This window comes from Paeniglutamicibacter selenitireducens (genome assembly GCF_051550675.1).
Lineage (GTDB): Bacteria > Actinomycetota > Actinomycetes > Actinomycetales > Micrococcaceae > Paeniglutamicibacter.
Genome location: NZ_JBPULF010000002.1, coordinates 576,103 through 592,274, shown reverse-complemented (window position 1 = coordinate 592,274; position 16,172 = coordinate 576,103). Strand labels below are relative to the sequence as shown.

Annotated in this window: 14 protein-coding genes; 3 read left to right on the top strand and 11 right to left on the bottom strand. The window is 69.1% G+C overall.

The genetic code is table 11. From position 1 onward, the window contains the following. Positions 1-62: 62 nt before the first annotated feature. The 11 genes from ACSYDW_RS06140 to ACSYDW_RS06090 form a co-directional block, all read right to left on the bottom strand. The gene (locus ACSYDW_RS06140; RefSeq protein ID WP_438337826.1) at positions 63-725 is read right to left on the bottom strand and encodes a CoA transferase subunit B; all 663 of its coding nucleotides are present in this window, start codon (positions 723-725) and stop codon (positions 63-65) included. Positions 726-777: 52 nt separating this feature from the next. Continuing rightward, the gene (locus ACSYDW_RS06135; RefSeq protein WP_438337825.1) at positions 778-1,503 is read right to left on the bottom strand and encodes a CoA transferase subunit A; all 726 of its coding nucleotides are present in this window, start codon (positions 1,501-1,503) and stop codon (positions 778-780) included. A gap of 225 nt (positions 1,504-1,728) precedes the next feature. Continuing rightward, positions 1,729-2,139 (bottom strand): SHOCT domain-containing protein, encoded by a 411-nt coding sequence (locus ACSYDW_RS06130; protein WP_438337824.1) that lies wholly within the window; start codon positions 2,137-2,139, stop codon positions 1,729-1,731. Between the two features lie 195 nt (positions 2,140-2,334). Beyond that, complete coding sequence (locus ACSYDW_RS06125; RefSeq protein ID WP_438337823.1) at positions 2,335-3,171, bottom strand: HpcH/HpaI aldolase/citrate lyase family protein; 837 nt, start codon at positions 3,169-3,171, stop codon at positions 2,335-2,337. Then, entirely contained in the window at positions 3,168-5,321 is a 2,154-nt protein-coding gene (locus tag ACSYDW_RS06120; protein WP_438337822.1) for an acetyl/propionyl/methylcrotonyl-CoA carboxylase subunit alpha, read from the bottom strand. The genes ACSYDW_RS06125 and ACSYDW_RS06120 overlap by 4 nt, the downstream gene beginning before the upstream one ends. 6 nt (positions 5,322-5,327) lie before the next feature. Next, positions 5,328-6,929: a carboxyl transferase domain-containing protein gene (locus tag ACSYDW_RS06115; protein WP_438337952.1), complete on the bottom strand. Its 1,602-nt coding sequence runs from the start codon at positions 6,927-6,929 to the stop codon at positions 5,328-5,330. A 64-nt stretch (positions 6,930-6,993) separates the two neighbouring features. Further along, a complete protein-coding gene (locus ACSYDW_RS06110) occupies positions 6,994-7,644 on the bottom strand; it encodes a TetR/AcrR family transcriptional regulator (protein WP_438337821.1) in 651 nt (216 codons plus the stop codon). A gap of 139 nt (positions 7,645-7,783) precedes the next feature. Further along, positions 7,784-8,761, bottom strand: a complete 978-nt coding sequence (locus ACSYDW_RS06105) for an Lrp/AsnC family transcriptional regulator (protein ID WP_438337820.1) — start codon at positions 8,759-8,761, stop codon at positions 7,784-7,786. A gap of 44 nt (positions 8,762-8,805) precedes the next feature. Next, complete coding sequence (locus ACSYDW_RS06100) at positions 8,806-10,398, bottom strand: carboxyl transferase domain-containing protein (RefSeq protein ID WP_438337819.1); 1,593 nt, start codon at positions 10,396-10,398, stop codon at positions 8,806-8,808. Further along, positions 10,398-11,621, bottom strand: a complete 1,224-nt coding sequence (locus ACSYDW_RS06095) for a CaiB/BaiF CoA transferase family protein (RefSeq protein WP_438337818.1) — start codon at positions 11,619-11,621, stop codon at positions 10,398-10,400. Before ACSYDW_RS06095 ends, ACSYDW_RS06100 begins: the two co-directional genes overlap by 1 nt. Continuing rightward, positions 11,618-13,078: an amidase gene (locus ACSYDW_RS06090; RefSeq protein WP_438337951.1), complete on the bottom strand. Its 1,461-nt coding sequence runs from the start codon at positions 13,076-13,078 to the stop codon at positions 11,618-11,620. Before ACSYDW_RS06090 ends, ACSYDW_RS06095 begins: the two co-directional genes overlap by 4 nt. 240 nt (positions 13,079-13,318) lie before the next feature. Here ACSYDW_RS06090 and ACSYDW_RS06085 point away from each other — a divergent pair, with 240 nt between their 5' ends. From ACSYDW_RS06085 to ACSYDW_RS06075, 3 genes are all read left to right on the top strand, one after another. Next, positions 13,319-14,062 (top strand): DUF5058 family protein, encoded by a 744-nt coding sequence (locus ACSYDW_RS06085; protein WP_438337817.1) that lies wholly within the window; start codon positions 13,319-13,321, stop codon positions 14,060-14,062. A gap of 34 nt (positions 14,063-14,096) precedes the next feature. After that, entirely contained in the window at positions 14,097-14,819 is a 723-nt protein-coding gene (locus ACSYDW_RS06080) for a hypothetical protein (RefSeq protein ID WP_438337816.1), read from the top strand. 81 nt (positions 14,820-14,900) lie between these two features. Beyond that, a complete protein-coding gene (locus tag ACSYDW_RS06075; protein WP_438337815.1) occupies positions 14,901-16,109 on the top strand; it encodes an amidohydrolase in 1,209 nt (402 codons plus the stop codon). The last annotated feature ends 63 nt before the right edge of the window (positions 16,110-16,172 follow it).

Here is a 16,172-nt window from a genome sequence, read left to right as displayed (position 1 = left end):
GTGGATGTTTCAAACATTAATGTTTGAAACATCCAAACTTTGCCTGACGGTTGCAGGGAAGATCAATGTTTGGTTGCCGCGTCGTGGACTGCGAACTCGGCCTCGGTTTTCCCGCGCAGCTCCTCGACGGTGACACCGGGTGCCATCTGCGCCAGGACCAGTCCCGGGCCTGCTTCGCCGTCGACGATGTCGAAGACCGCGAGGTCGCTGATGATCTTGTTGACCACCCTGACGCCCGTCAGCGGGAGGGTGCATTCGCGCAGGATCTTCGGCGAGCCGTCCTTGGCCACGTGCTCGGTCAGCACGATCACGTGCGGGGTTCCAGCGACCAGGTCCATGGCCCCTCCCATGCCCTTGACCATCTTGCCGGGGATCGTCCAGTTGGCCAGGTCGCCGGCGCCGGAGACCTGCATGGCGCCCAGGATGGCCACCTTCACGTGGCCGCCGCGGATCATGCCGAAGGAGGTTGCCGAATCGAAAACGCTGGCCCCGGGCAGCATGGTGACGGTCTGCTTGCCGGCGTTGATCAGGTCCGCATCCTCCTCTCCCTCGTAGGGGAACGGGCCCATGCCCAGCAACCCGTTTTCGCTCTGCAGCACCACGCGCACGCCCTCCGGGAGGTGGTTGGCGACAAGCGTGGGGATGCCGATGCCGAGGTTGACATAGTCCCCGTCGTTCAGTTCCGCCGCCGCGATCGAGGCCATCTCGTCCCTGCTCCAGCCCATGGTGGATGCTCCTTGCTCTAGGTTCCGCTTGTGGTGGTTGCCGGTGGTGGAATCAGCGGTCGGCGGGCCGCGGGCGGACCGTGCGCTGCTCGATGTCCTTGGTCTTTTCGATGGCGCGCACCACGTGCTGGACATAGACGCCCGGGGTGACGACGTGGTTCGGGTCGATGCCGCCGAGCGGGACGATCACCTCGGCCTCCGCGATGGTGACCTTCCCGGCGGTGGCCACGACCGGGTTGAAGTTCCGTGCGGTGTGCCGGTAGACAAGGTTCCCGTCGGTGTCCGAGGTGTGTGCGTGGACCAGGGCGAGGTCGGCGACGATGCCGCGCTCGCGCACGTAGGTCTCGCCGTCGAACTCCTCGAGGGGCTTGCCCTCGGCCACCAGGGTCCCGACCCCGGTCTTGGTGTAGAAGGCGGGGATGCCGGCGCCGCCGGCCCGGAGCCGCTCGGCGAGCGTGCCCTGCGGGACGAACTCGACCTCGAGCTGCCCGGAGAGGTATTCCTCGGCGAAGCGCTTGTTCTCGCCCACGTAGGAGGCCAGCACCTTGCGCACCTGGCCGGAGTCGATGAGGATGCCCAGCCCCTTGCCGTCGACGCCCATGTTGTTCGAGACGATCGTCAGGTCCGTGGCCCCTGAATCGCGCACCGCATGGATCAGGTCGACGGGGATTCCGCTGAGCCCGAAGCCGCCCACCGCGATGGTGATGCCGTCGGCGAGCACCCCCGCCATGGCTTCGGCGGCGCTGTTGCGCAGCTTTCCCTGGGGCATTGCTTCCATGTGCACGTCCTCGCTGAATCACGGGCGGATCCCAGCGGCTGTGCCGGAGCCCGTGCTGGTCTCCTGCCCTGTACGCTATGGGGTTGGACCGCACCGCGCAAGCCCCCGGCGTCGCGGCGCATTGCGCCAACGGAATCGGATGATGCCTTGTCGGAGGCACAAAAAACGCCGGTTCCCGTGAAGGGAACCGGCGCCATGTGGCGTCTGCGCCGAGGGCGCGGATCGTTAGGCCGAGGCCGGGGCCTCGGTGGTGCCCAGCGCGCGGCGCTTGAGGTGCTCGTACTCCTCGGCCGTGATGGAGCCGGCATCCAGGAGCGACTTGGCCTTGGCGATCTCGTCGCTGGGGCTCACGTGGGCCACGGTGCGGATGTAGTCCTCGGTGGCGCGTGCGGAGGCTTCGATGTTCTTGCGGCCGCGTTCGGCCATGCCCCGTCCGCGCACGATCAGGTAGACAAGTGCCGCGGGCAGCGAGACGAAGATCAGTGCGACGAACCAGAGGGCCTTCCACCAGCCGTTGAGCTCGCGGTCGCGGAACAGGTCGGTGATGATGCTGAACAGTGCGATCAGGTACGCGATGAAGACGAAAGCCGATACGAAGTACCAGATGATGTTCCAAAATTCTGACCAGAATTCCATGAGTGTCCCTCCTTGTGGCCGGATCGACCCTCATGGGGCGGTCGGGCCAGGTCCATTACGCGCCACCGGTTGGTGACAGTTACATTCTCGGTGATCAGGCTCTGCTTTTCCCGGCTTTTGTGTAGAATGCGGCGCGTCTCACGAGGGTGCCGTCACGGCGGGCAACATCCGCGGGCGGCGGGGTTGGCGGTGGGGTCACCCCGGCGGCTGTGCCCCCTGTTGCGGATCCAGCGACCCGGCGATGACCGATCGCGCGTGCCGCAGCAGCGGCTCGTCCACCATCTGCCCCTCGAAGGCGAAGACTCCGGGCTGCCCGGCAGCGGCCTCCAGCAGCCGCTGCGCGCGTTCCACCTGCGCTGGGGTGGGGGCGAAGCCCCTGCGGATGACCGGCATCTGCCCGGGGTGGATGGAGGCCTTGGCGCCGAAGCCCGAGGCCCGGGCGTCGAGCGACTCGGCCAGCAGCCCGTCGTGGTCGCCGATATCCAGGTATACCGAATCGATGGCAACCTTCCCGTGGGCCCCGGCGGCGAGCAGCACCCGCGAGCGGGCATGGAGGGCCACGTCCCGGTAGCCGCCGGAATCATGGCGCGAGGACGAGCCGCCCAAGGATGCGACAAGGTCCTCGGCGCCCCACATCAGGGCCGCCACGTTGGGTGCCGCCGCGATCTCCGGGGCATTGAGCACCCCGAGCGCCGTCTCGCAGAGGGCCACGACCGAGAACCCGGACAGCTGTGCGGCGTGGGCCGCGGATTCGGTCTTGGCCAGCATGAGCGTGCGGTAGTTGGTGTGGCCCAGGGCGGCCAGGTCCGCCGCGAAGTCGGCGCTTCCCACGGGGTTGACCCGCACGATGGTGCGCTCGGGATCCTGCGGGTTGGCCACGAGGGCCGCGCGGGCCGCCTCCCGGTTCGCCGGGGCCACGGCGTCCTCGAGGTCGATGATGACTGCGTCGGCCCGTTCGAGCGCCTTGGCGTAGCGCTCGGGCCGGTCCGCCGGGCAGAACAGGATAGCGGGACCCAGGGTGAAGTCGTTCACGAGGGCATCCTCGCTTCCTCGGCGGCTGCGGGATTCACGGTCCCGGCCGGCTCCTCCTGGTCGGGGTGCTCCGGCATGGCATCTGCGGTGACGGTGGCAACCACTTGCCGGGCCTTGACCAGGTCGCCGACCTTCAGCCGGCCGATCCGCACGATGCCGTCCCCCGGGGAGCGCATGGGGTGTTCCATCTTCATGGCCTCGATGGTCACCAGCACCTCGCCCTCGGCCACCCGCTGGCCGTCGACGACACCGACCGCGATCACGGTACCGGGCATAGGGGACTTTACATCGGGTGACTTGTCTCCCTCTTTGACCTGCCGCGATGCCAGGGCCCGCTCCAGCTCCTCGGCCCGGTCGACGACCCTCAGGCAGGAGACCCAGCCGTCGCGGCTGAGCCACAGCGTGGAATCCTCCCCGAATGCCGTGGCCATGCGCTGCCGGATCCCGTCGACGGCATGGCCGCCGGAACCCAGCGCCGTGAAGGCATGGAACGCCTCCCCGAGGGTGAAGATGCGGGAACCGCCCTCCGGGGACGAGGCATCGGGGACCGAGTGCAGGACGCGCAGCTGCCCGTCGACCTCCAGCACGCTCCGGGTGCGCGCCGGCCCGCCGATGCGCCATGAATCGCGCGCCCGCCAGGTCCCGCCGGAGCCCGGGCGCCGGTCCAGGGCCAGTCCGGCGGCGAGCACCAGCTCCGTGTCATCGAGCTGGTGGAACGCCATGGCGGGCATCTTGCGTTCGATCAGCGTTGTATCAAGGTGCCCGGCGCGGACGTCTGGATCGGCCAGCAGCAGCCGCAGGTACTCGATGTTTGTCAGCACGCCCAGGACCACCGTCCTGCCCAATGCGGCATCCAGCCGGTGCAGCGCCGCGGCCCGCTCCGGGCCCCAGGCGATGACCTTGGCCAGCATTGGGTCGTAGTGCGGGGACACCGCAAGGCCCTCCACCAGGCAGGAATCCACCCGCACGTTCTCGCCCGCGGGCTCCTCCACCGCCAGCAGCGTTCCGGTCGAGGGCAGAAAGTCGCGGGCCGGGTCCTCCGCGTAGACGCGCGCCTCCACTGCGTGGCCCACCAGCGTGACGTCCTCCTGGGTGAAGCCCAGCGGCTGGCCCGCGGCGATGCGCACCTGCGCCTCCACCAGGTCGATCCGTCCACCGCGGATCCGCACGACCTCCTCGGTGACCGGGTGCTCGACCTGCAGCCGGGTGTTCATCTCCATGAAGAAGAACTCGCCCGGCGACTCGTCGGAGACCAGGAACTCGACGGTACCGGCCCCCACGTAGTTCACCGACTTCGCCGCGGACACAGCGGCGGCCCCGAGCTCCGCGCGGATGCGCGCGCCGTCGGCCTGCTGCTCCAGCAGCGGGGAGGGGGCCTCCTCGATGACTTTCTGGTGGCGGCGCTGCAGCGAGCATTCCCGCTCGCCCAGGTGCACGGTGTTGCCGTGGGTGTCGGCGAGCACCTGCACCTCGATGTGCCGGGGGCTGCGCACCAGGCGCTCCAGGAAGAGCGTGTCGTCCCCGAAGGCGGCCAGCGCGGTGCGGCGGGCGCTGGCCAGTGCGGCGGGCAGCGCCTCGGGGGAGTCCACCGCCACCATGCCCTTGCCGCCGCCCCCGGCCGAGGGCTTGATCAGCACCGGGAAGCCGATCTCCGCCGCGGCGTCGACGAGTTCCTCGTCGCCGAGCTCGGGTTCGGCGATGCCCGGGGTGACCGGGACGTCGTGGGCTGCGACGTGGTTCTTCGAGCGGATCTTGTCGCCCATCAGCAGCAGCGCGTCGATGCCGGGCCCGATGAACACGACCCCTGCGTTCTTCAGCTCCCGGGCAAAGCCGACGTTCTCGGAGAGGAAGCCGTAGCCGGGGTGCACGGCCTGCGCGCCGCTGCGCCGGCAGGCCTCGATGACCGCGGCGGCGTCCAGGTAGCTTTCGGCGGCGGGAGCGGTGCCCACGTGGACTGCAACATCGGCCTCGCGCACGTGCAGGGCCCCGGCGTCGGCATCGGAGTAGATGGCCACCGAGCGGATGCCCAGGCGCTTGAGCGTGCGGATGACGCGCACGGCGATCTCCCCGCGGTTTGCCACAAGCACGGTGTCAAAAAGGGATGTGTCATGGAGCGCGGCGTTGTTCGTGGTCATGTTCTGGGTGTACATGGTGCATCACATCCTGAAGAGGCCGAAGGAGGTTTCGGGCAGTGGCTGGGAGGCGCAGACATCCAGCGCCAGGCCCAGGACCCGCCGGGTGTCCAGCGGGTCGATGACCCCGTCGTCCCAGAGCCGGGCCGTGGAATAGTACGGGTTGCCCTGGTCCTCATATTGCCGCCGGAGCGGTTCCTTGAAGGCGGCCTCCTCCTCGGCGCTCCAGGTGGAACCCGCCGCCTCGAGCGCATCGCGCTTGACGGTGGCGAGCACGCTGGAGGCCTGCGCCCCGCCCATCACGGAGATCCGCGCGGCGGGCCACATCCACAGGAAGCGCGGGCCGTAGGCCCTCCCGCACATCGAGTAGTTGCCGGCCCCGAAGGAGCCGCCGATGATGACCGTCAGCTTGGGTACGCGCGCGGTGGCCACGGCGGTGACCATCTTGGCCCCGTGCTTGGCGATGCCGCCGGCCTCGTAGTCGCGGCCCACCATGAAGCCGGAGAGGTTCTGCAGGAAGATGAGCGGGATGCCGCGCTGGTCGCAGAGCTCGATGAAGTGCGCACCCTTGAGCGCGGACTCGGAGAAGAGCACCCCGTTGTTGGCGACGATGCCCACGCGGTGCCCGTGCAGGCGCGCGAACCCCGTGACAAGCGTGGTGCCGTAGCCGGCCTTGAACTCGTGGAACTCGCTGGAATCGACGATGCGGGCTATCACCTCGCGCACGTCGTAGGGTGCGTTGACGTCCACCGGCACCGCGCCGTAGATCCCCTCCGGGTCCTCTGCGGGGTCGGCCGGTTCCGGGAGGATGTCCCAGGCGGGCTCGGGGGCGGGCGGCAGGGACTGGACGATGTCGCGCAGGATGCGGATCGCGTGGGCGTCGTTTTCCGCCAGGTGGTCCACGACGCCGGAGACGCCCGCGTGCAGCTCGCCGCCGCCGAGTTCCTCCGCCGTGACCACCTCGCCGATCGCGGCCTTCACCAGCGGCGGGCCGCCCAGGAAGATGGTCCCCTGGTTGCGCACTATCACCGTCTCGTCGCTCATCGCCGGGACGTAGGCGCCGCCGGCCGTGCAGGAGCCGAGCACCGCGGCGAGCTGCGGGATCTTGGCGGCGGAGAGGTTCGCTTGGTTGTAGAAGATGCGCCCGAAGTGCTCGCGGTCCGGGAACACCTCGTCCTGCAGGGGCAGGAAGGCGCCGCCGGAGTCGACGAGGTAGATGCAGGGCAGGGAGTTCTCCAGCGCGATTTCCTGGGCGCGCAGGTGCTTCTTGACCGTCATCGGGAAGTAGGTGCCGCCCTTGACCGTGGGGTCGTTGCACACCACCATCACGTGCCGCCCGTGGACCAGTCCGATCCCGGTGACCATCCCGGCCCCGGGGGAGTCCCCGCCGTACATTCCCTCCGCCGCCAGCGGTGCGATCTCCAGGAAGGGCGAGCCCTCATCCAACAGCGCATCGACGCGGTCCCGGGGCAGCAGCTTGCCGCGCTCCACGTGGCGGGCCCGGGATTTCTCCGGGCCGCCCAGTGCCGCGGCGGCCAGGCGCCGGCGCAGCTCGGCGACAAGTTCCCGCTGTTCGGCAGCGTTCCTGAGGAAGCCGGGGTCTGCGGTGTCGATGCTGCTTGTCAGTCGTTGCACGTGTCCTCGTTTCTGGCGGGCGGGAAGCTTTCCGGGGAAGTCCGGGCGGGTGGAGCTAGGCAGGGAGCCTGGCGGGACCCGGGGGTGGTTCGCTGCCCAGCAGTTCGGGTGGGCGGATGTATTCGGCGCCCTCGAGCGGGGCGGGGTCGGCCGCGAGGATCCTGCAGGCCATGTTCACGAAGTTGTGCTGCACCTGCGCGAGCGTGAGGCGGCCGTCGGGCCTGTACCAGTGGGCCACGCCGGTTCCCATTTCCATCAGGGCGAGCCGCGCCATGGTGGCGTCGTCGGCCGTGAATTCCCCGACGCGCAGCCCCCGCTGGACCACCTGGGCGAAGAGGGACTCGTACTCGTCGCGCAGGTGCTGCATGGCGCGGCGGTTTTCGGTTCCCAGTGCGCGCATCTCGTGCTCGGCGACGCGCGAGGTGAGCGGGTTGGTGGCGGTGAAGCCCACATGCGAGGAGACGAGTGCCGCCAGCTGGAGGGTGGGTTCGGGGCTGGTGCGCAGTGCCGCGGAGCCGGAGTCGATCATGGCGTCCAGGCAGGAGCGCATGATGCCGACGAGCAGCTCTTCCTTGCTGCCGGCGTAGTGGTAGAGCGTGGCGGAGTTGATGCCGGCCGCGGCGCCGAGCTCGCGGATACCCGTGGCGGCGAACCCGCGCGCGGCAAAACACGCCACCGCCGCCTGCTGCACCCTGCCACGATCCATGCGTTCTCCCCGGAGAAGGCCAAGCGTGATTCCCGATCGGTTGATCGGGATCCTGCCACCAGCCAACACCGTGATGCCCGTCACTGTCAATCAATTGATTGGGTGAGGGGCGGGGAGTCCCGGCCGCCGGGGCGGGGCGCTAGATCAATTGCCCGCCGCGTTTGCGGGCCTGCATCACCATGGTGGTCTGCATGTTGGTCATCGACGTGCTCCAGGAGGAGTCTGCCAGGAACTGGTAGAGCTGGGCCGGGTTGGCCACCGTCACGTCCACCACCAGCTGGCAGTCCCCGGCGACGGCCGCCGCGTAGCGGACCTCCGGCCGCTTGGCCAGGGCCGTGCCGAGGGCCTCCACGTTGTTCGGTGCCGTGTGGATCCACAGCAGCGCCTCGGTGCGCAGGCCCAGCGCGTCGGGCTCCACCAGGGTGCGGATGGCCAGGTGCGAGTTGCGGATCAGCCAGTCGATGCGGCGGGACACCGTCGATTCGGAGAGCCGCACCTGCCGGGCGATGGCCTCAACGCTCGCCCGGCCGTCGCGCTGCAGGGCCTGGGCAATCAACTCGTCGTTCTCCGTCAGGCGCCCGCCGCCCTCGCGCACGTTCCCTTCGCGCACCCCCTGCTGGCGGGTGTCGTCCCGGGTGAGCTCGGTGGACATGGCAAGTTCCTCGGCGGCCGTGAGGACACCGACCCGCCAGCCCCTGATGGTGCGGAAGTACTTCAGCACCGGGTAGGTGGCGCAGGAGGTCAGCCCGGGGGTGGAGGGAAGCTGCAGGTTGAGGATCTCGTTGAGCTCGTTCCCCTCGTAGGCGACCTCCGAGACCACGTCGCCCACGCCCGTGACAAGGTAGCTGAAGGAGGTGTCCTGCCGCTGGGCCATGGATTCGCAGGCCAGCCGGGCCGTGCCCGGGTTGCAGGTCATGCGCATGATGACCGCCGATTCCCGGGTGCGGATCGCGGCCACCGTGATGGTCTTGGCGGCCAGCATCTCCGCGCCCTGCCGCGCCACGGTGCGCTCGTGCTCGTCCAGGACCTGGGCGATCTTGCGCCAGGTGGCGCGTCCGTCGACCTGCAGCGCACCGATGATGCGCCGCTGCAACGTCGTGAGCCCGTCCTGGGCCATGAAGCACCACCTCTTTCCCTGTCCGTGGACGCGCTCGCCGGTGATCAGCCGATCGCCGCGTACTTGGCGACCCTCGCCGGCACCAGCGTATCCAACCCGGCACCGGCCAGCTCCTCCAGCGCGTTCTCCAGCGCGGCGGCGATCGAGGCGATGAACTCGCGCGGCTGCCGCTCGCTGTGCTCGGGTTCGGGAACCAGCACGTCCACGATGCCGCGCCGGCGCAGCGAGTAGGCGTCGACGCCCTGGGCGTGGGCCAGTTCCGCGGCCCGGTCCGTGGTGCGGTGCATGATGGCGCTGGCCCCTTCCGGGGGAAGCGGGCTCAGCCACGCGCGCGAGGCGGCAATGGTGCGGTCCGCCGGGACAAGTGCCAGCGCCCCGCCGCCGGTGCCCTGGCCCAGCAGCACCGAGACGGTGGGGGTGCGCAGCCCGATCAGCCCGGAGATGGACCTGGCGATCTCCGCGGCCATGCCGCCCTCCTCCGCCGCCCGGGACAGGGCCGCGCCCTCGGTGTCGATGACACTGACCAGGGGGATGCCCAGGGACTCGGCAAGCGCCATGCCGCGCTGGGCCTCGCGCAGGAAGGCCGGGCCCAGCGGTTCGGCGTCCCCGGCGGCCCGGTCCTGGCCCACGAGGACGCAGGCCGAGTTCCCGAACCTTGCCAGCGCCAGGTAGGTGCGCGCGTCGCGCTGGCCGCCGCCGGTGCCCGAGAGCTGCAGGACATCCGCAGCCCCGTACTTGATCAGGTGCCGCACCGTGGGCCGGCGCGGGTGGCGGGTCGCCAGGATGGAGGCCCACACCTGCTCGCGGTCCAGCACCCGGTCCTCCACCTCGGCGGCCGGAACGCCTTCCGCCGCTGCCCCGGTCTCCGGGTCCGTCGACGGGAAGCGGGGCCCGCCTCCGTGGCCCAGGATGTCCAACGCGCGGGTGAGCACCCCGGCAAGTTCCTCGACAGGGACCACGGCATCGATCAGCCCGAGCCGGTGCAGGTTCTCCGCGACCTGCACCCCCGCGGGGAACGGTTCGCCGTAGATGGCCTGGTAGACCCGGGGGCCCAGGAAGCCCAGCAGCGCCCCGGGCTCGGCCACCGTGATGTGGCCCAGCGAGCCCCAGGAGGCCATGACGCCACCGGTGGTGGGGTGGCGCAGGTACACCAGGTAGGGCTGGCGGGTGGCGCGATGGGCCCGGACGGCCGCGGCGATCTTCACCATTCCCACGAACGCCGGGGTGCCCTCCTGCATGCGGGTCCCGCCGGAGGCCGGGCTGGCGAGCACCGGCAGCCCCTCGGCGGTGGCGCGCTCGAAGGCGCGCACCAGCCGGTCCGCGGCGAAACGGCCGATCGACCCGCCCAGGAACGCGAACTCGTTGGCTATCACCGCCACGCGCCGCCCGTTGATCAGGCCCTCGCCGGTGATGATCGACTCGTCGACGCCGCTGCGTTCGGCGGCGGCCAGCAATTCCTCCCGGTAGCCGGGCTCCGCGGCGGCATAGTCGGCCGGAACGTCCCAGGATCTGAAGGAGCCGGGGTCAAGGACGGTGTCCACCAGGTCGCGGGCGTTGCGGCGCACGGGGCGGCCCGGTGGCGGCGCCGCCTCGGCTGCCGAGGCGGGAGCCAGCGCGACAGCCGCGGTTCCCGTCATCACCGCTCCTCCAGCCAGGACCTGATGGCGTTGCCGTGCTGGTTCAGCAGGGGAGGCGCCTGGTGGTTGGTGTTGGTGTGCTCGGTGCCGTCCGGGGCGAAGAAGCGCAGCGGCGCCCCGGGAAGGGTGATCGAACCCAGCAATGGGTGCTCGACGTCAATCAGCAGCCCCTGGGAGGCCACTTGGTCCCAGGCGTAGACCTCGTCAAGGGTGCGCACGATGCCCGCGGGAACCCCGGCGCCCTCCAGCTTGGCCAGCAATTCCGACGTGGTGAAGCGGCCGAAGCGCTCCTCGATGATCTCGATCAGTTCGGTGCGGCGGCGCACCCGGTCGGCGTTCGCTTCGAAACCCTCCAACCCCTCCAGTCCGAATTCGGCGGCGAAGGACTGCCACAGCTTGGCGCTTCCCACGGAGATCTGCACGAAGCCGTCTTTGCTGCGGAACAGTCCGTAGGGGGCGATCGAGGGGTGGTGGTTTCCCTGGGCGCGCGGCGTTTCGGCGGCCACGGTGCTGCGGGTTCCCTGGAAGGCGTGGACGCCGATGACAGCTGCAAGCAGCGAGGTGCGGACCACCTGGCCGGTGCCCGTGAGCTCGCGTTCGCGCAGGGCAGCCAGCACGCCGTAGGCGCCGTACATCCCGGAGAGCAGGTCGGCGATCGGCACTCCCACCCGCTGCGGGTCCTCGGGGGAGGAACCGGTCAGCGACATCAGCCCGGCCTCTCCCTGCAGGATCTGGTCGTAGCCGCTGCGTTGGGCCTCGGGCCCGTCGTGGCCGAACCCGCTGATGGACAGCACCACCAGGCGCGGGTTGAGGGAGGCCATGGTCTCGGTGTCGAAGCCCAGCCGGTCAAGCACGCCGGGGCGGAAGTTCTCGATCAGCACGTCCGCGTTGGCGATCAGCGCGCGCAGCGTTTCCACGCCGTCGTGGCTCTTCAAATCCAGGCCTATCGATTCCTTGTTGCGGTTGCAGGAGAGGAAATAGGTGGATTGGCTATCGTCCTCCGGGCCGACGAAGGGCGGGCCCCAGGAGCGGGTGTCGTCCCCGGCTGCGGCGTTCTCCACCTTGATGACCCGTGCCCCGAGGTCCCCGAGCATCATGCCCGCGTGCGGGCCGGCCAGAGCGCGGCTGAGGTCCACGACGGTGATCCCGCGCAGCGGGCCACCGGCGGATGCCGCGGGGGCTGGAACCGAGGTCGGTGCGGGGGTTGTCGTGGTGGTGCTCATCGGATGTCCTGTGGGGTCTTGGCGGCGGCGACGGGGGATGCCGTGGCCAGGGCGGGCGCCTGCTCGGCGTAGCGGGTGCGCCGCTCGAAGTCCTGGGCGAAGGCCAGCAGGGAGGCGTCCGAGTAGTGGTTGCTCGCCATCTGCAGGCCGACCGGCACGCCGGACGTGGTGAAGCCGGCGGGCATCGAGAGCACCGGCAGGGAAGTGGCCGAAAGCAGGCAGGCCGAGCGCATCCAATCCAGGTACGTGGTGGAGGGGACCCCGGCGATCTCCCGGGGGTAGCGCCAGCCGGCGTCGAAGGGCAGCACCTGGGTGGCCGGGCTCAGGAAGAGGTCGTAGCGGGCGAAGAACGCCTGGACTGCGATCTCCAGGCGGGTGCGCGCTGCAGTGGTGTCTATCAAATCCTGCGCGCCCAGTGCCCAGCCCTTCTCGACGTTCCAGATCACCTCGGGTTTGATCAGCTCCCGCTGGGTGCGCACCAGGTCCCCGAGCCCGGTGGCGAAGTCGTAGGCGCGGGTGTTGCCGAAGACCAGGTCGGCGTCGCGCAGGTCGATGCTTGCCTCCTCCACGTGCGCGCCGGCGGCCTCGAAGTGGGCGATCTGGGCGTCAAGCACGGCAAGGATTTCCGGTTCGACAGGCACGCCGATCCCGAAGTCCCTGCTGTAGCCGATGCGGATCCCGCGCAGCGCGTTCTCCGGCAGGTTCTTGAAGTCGTTCCCTGTGAGCGTGTTGGGGGTAGCGACCCGCGGGCTGTCCCCGGCGGTGGCGCCCATGAACAGCGCGATGTCATCGACGCTGCGGGCCATCGGGCCGCCGCGGGCCAGCCAGGCCCACGAGTTGGAGGCGGCGGGCATGGGGATCACGCCGTAGGAGGGACGGAACCCCACCACATTGCAGAACGCGGCCGGGATGCGCAGCGAGCCGCCCATGTCCGACCCGTCGCCGAGGGGCTGGATGTGCGAGGCGATGGCTGCGGCGACCCCGCCCGAGGATCCGCCGGCGCTCAACGTGGTGTCGTACGGGTTGGTGGTGGTGCCGAAGAGTTCGTTGAAGGTGTGGGAGCCGGCGCCGAATTCGGGGACGTTGGTCTTGCCGGTGCGGATGACCCCGGCCTCGGTGAGGCGGCCGATCAGCAGGTCGTCGGTGGCGGGCACGTGGTCGCGCAGCGTCAGCGAGCCCTGGGTGCTGCGCAGCCCGGCGGTGTTGTAGGTGTCCTTGTGGGTCATGGGCAGTCCGTGCAGCGCCCCGGTGGCGGTGCCACGTGAAGTGGCCTCGTCGGCCGCAGCGGCAAGGGTTTCAGCGCGTTCGAAGTCGGTGGTGATGACCGCATTGATGGGCTCGTTGACCCGGTGGATCTGGTCGATGTGGCTCTGCAGCGCCTCGCGTGCCGAGAGTTCGCGTCGCCGGATGGCCTCGGTCATCTCCCGGGCCCCCATGTTCTGGATGCCGTCCATGATTCACGTCCTTTGGTGGTTGCTCGGTCAGGCGCCGAGGGGTGGTGGTGATCACAGTGTGTCGATTTCCGCCACGCGCTGGGAAGTGTGGACGAATAATTTGTGCCAAATGGGGGATATGGACAAATTTCTGACGAATTCCTCCATTGGTTGCCAAGCGCGCGGGCGAGGCGGAACGTTGGTGAAAAGAGACGCGGCTCACACCGGTGGGGTGGCGTCCCCGAACCCCCGAGGAGTTCTCCCGTGACACACATCAGCCCGACCCTGGCCAACCCCGCATCGACGGATATCTGGGCGGTGGCGAATTCACCGTTCCTCTGGATTTGCGCACTCGGCGTCTTCGCCGTGATCTTCGTGCAGACCTTCCTCTACATCAAGGCCGCCCGCCGGGCGGCCCCACACATCGACATGCCCGTGCAGGAACTGAAGGAGTCCTTCCGGGCCGGCGCCGTGGCGTCGATCGGTCCCTCGCTGGCCGTGGTCCTGGTGGCCATCGCGTTGCTGGCGCTCTTCGGCACCCCCGCGGTGCTGGTGCGCATCGGGCTGATCGGCTCGGCCTCCACGGAAACCGCCTCCGCGTCGCTTGCCGCCACCTCCATGGGGTCGATGCTCGGCGGGCCGGAATACACGCAACAGGTCTTCGCTGTCGCCTTCATGGCGATGTCGCTTTCGGGCGGCATGTGGATGCTCTCGACGCTGATCCTCACCCCGATCCTCAAGCGCGGCGGCAAGAAGCTCGCCAAGACCAATCCGGCGATCATGGCACTGATCCCTTCGGCCGCCCTGCTCGGTGCCTTCTCGATGCTGGCCATCGCCGAACTCCCGAAATCAAACGTCCACGCCATCACGCTGCTCATTTCCGCGGCCACCATGGCACTGTGCCTCTTTGTTGCCAAGAAGCTGGAACTGAGGTGGCTCAAGGAATGGGCCCTGGGTTTTGCAATCATGGTGGCGATCGTCGCCGCCTACCTCACGCACACGGCCTGACTCGAAACGCACCCCGAGAAAGAAAGCGAAAACGATGACTACTACAGTGACCTCCCACGCCGACGCCTCCATGGCCCGCTTCGAATCCGAAACAACCCGCTACGGCTCGCTCACCATGATCGCCGGGCTGATCTTCTCCCTCCTGGGCCCCATCTACCTGGTCTTCTTCTCGGGCCTGGAAATCACGGCATCCATGATCTGGATTTCGTTCGTGGCGGTGGCCGCGACGTTCGGGATCTTCTGGTTCGTCGAGCCCCTGACATACTTCCCGATCCTCGGCTCGGCCGCCATGTACCAGGCCTTCATGATCGGCAACATTTCCAACAAGCTGCTCCCGGCGGCCATCGTCGCCCAGTCCAGCATCAACGCCAAGCCCGGAACCCGGCGCGGTGACCTGGCGGCCGTCATGGCCATCGGCGGCGCCGCCACCGTCCACCTGACCAGCCTGCTCGTCTTCGTGGGGCTGCTGGGAACCTGGCTGGTCTCCCTGGTGCCCGCCGAGGTCATCGAGGTGGCCCGCCTCTACATCCTCCCCTCGCTCATGGGTGCCGTCCTGGTCCAGGCGATCGTGAGCATGCGGCGCCTGCGTTCCACTGTCATTGCCGTGGCCCTCGCGCTGCTTTTCCAGTTCATCGTCATCCCCGCCGCCCCCAAGGTGGCGCTGTTCTCCACGGCGCTCGTGGTGGTCCTCTCGATCGTCTTGTCCTGGGTCCTCCGGGACCGCAAGGAAGTCCACACCGCGGCCGAGGTCGACTGACCTCCGCCAATTCGCCACACCGGTACCACCACCACGACGACGCGCACCAAGACTCCACACGACAGGAAGGCAACACCCCTCATGACCACCGAATCCCCAAGCCTCACCCAGCTGGACACCGACTGGCTGAACGAAACCTACCTGCACCTGCACCGCAACCCCGAACTTTCCATGCAGGAACACGCCACCGCGGCGTTCATCGAGGAACAGCTCACGGCGCTGGGCATCGAAAACTTCCGCTGCGGCGGCACAGGGGTGGTCGGCCTCATGCGCAACGGCGAGGGCCCCACCATTGCCTTCCGTGCCGACACCGACGGACTACCCATCAAGGAGGACACGGGGGCCGACTATGCCTCGCAGGCCACGGGGCACCTGCCCGACGGCACCGAGGTCCCGGTGATGCATGGCTGCGGCCACGACACCCACGTGGCCGTGCTCCTGGCCGCCGCACGCGTGCTGTGGGAAAACAGGCAGGGCTGGGCCGGCACGCTGGTGCTGCTCTTCCAGCCGGGGGAGGAGACCGGTGCGGGGGCCCGGGCCATGGTCGCCGACGGGCTCTGGGGCCGCGCGCCGCGGCCCGAGGTTGTACTGGGACAACACGTGTTCCCCTACGCCGCCGGAACCGTTCATATCTCCTCGGGAACCGCGATGGCGCTGGCCGACGCCCTGAAGGTGACCCTGCACGGGCGCCAGTCCCACGGTTCGCAGCCGCAGGATTCGGTGGACCCGATCGTGCTCGGCGCGCACATCATCACCCGGCTGCAGGGCATCGTGTCCCGCGAACTCGCACCGACCACGCCCGCGGTTGTCACGGCGGGAACGTTCCATGCCGGCCTGAAGGAAAACATCATTCCCGACCGCGCCGAGTTCACGCTGAACATCCGGACCCTGACCCCGGAGGTGCGCGCCACGGTACTTGACGCCGTCACCCGGATTGTCAACGCCGAAGCCCAGGCCTCCCGCGCTCCGCAGCCGGAGATCGAGCACATCTACGACTTCCCGCGCTGCTACAACGACCCGGACCACACGCGTTCGGTGGTTGCCGCGTTGCGAGCCGAACTGGGGGAGGAGCAAGTCGTGCTGGCGCCGCCGGTCATGGGCAGCGAGGATGTCGGCTGGCTCGGCGACTCGATCGGAGTCCCCACGGTGTACTGGTTCTTCGGCGGATTCCCCGCGGATGAGGAGAACCCGCCCGTGAACCATTCGCCGTACTTCCTGCCCATCATGGAACCCACGCTCACCAGCGGCGTGCGCGCCGCGCTGGCGGCAATTTCAAGGTACCTGGCCTAGGCTTTTCGGGTGCGGGTCACCGGCCAAGTAACCCGCACCCGTGACCTATTGCTCCGGAACAAT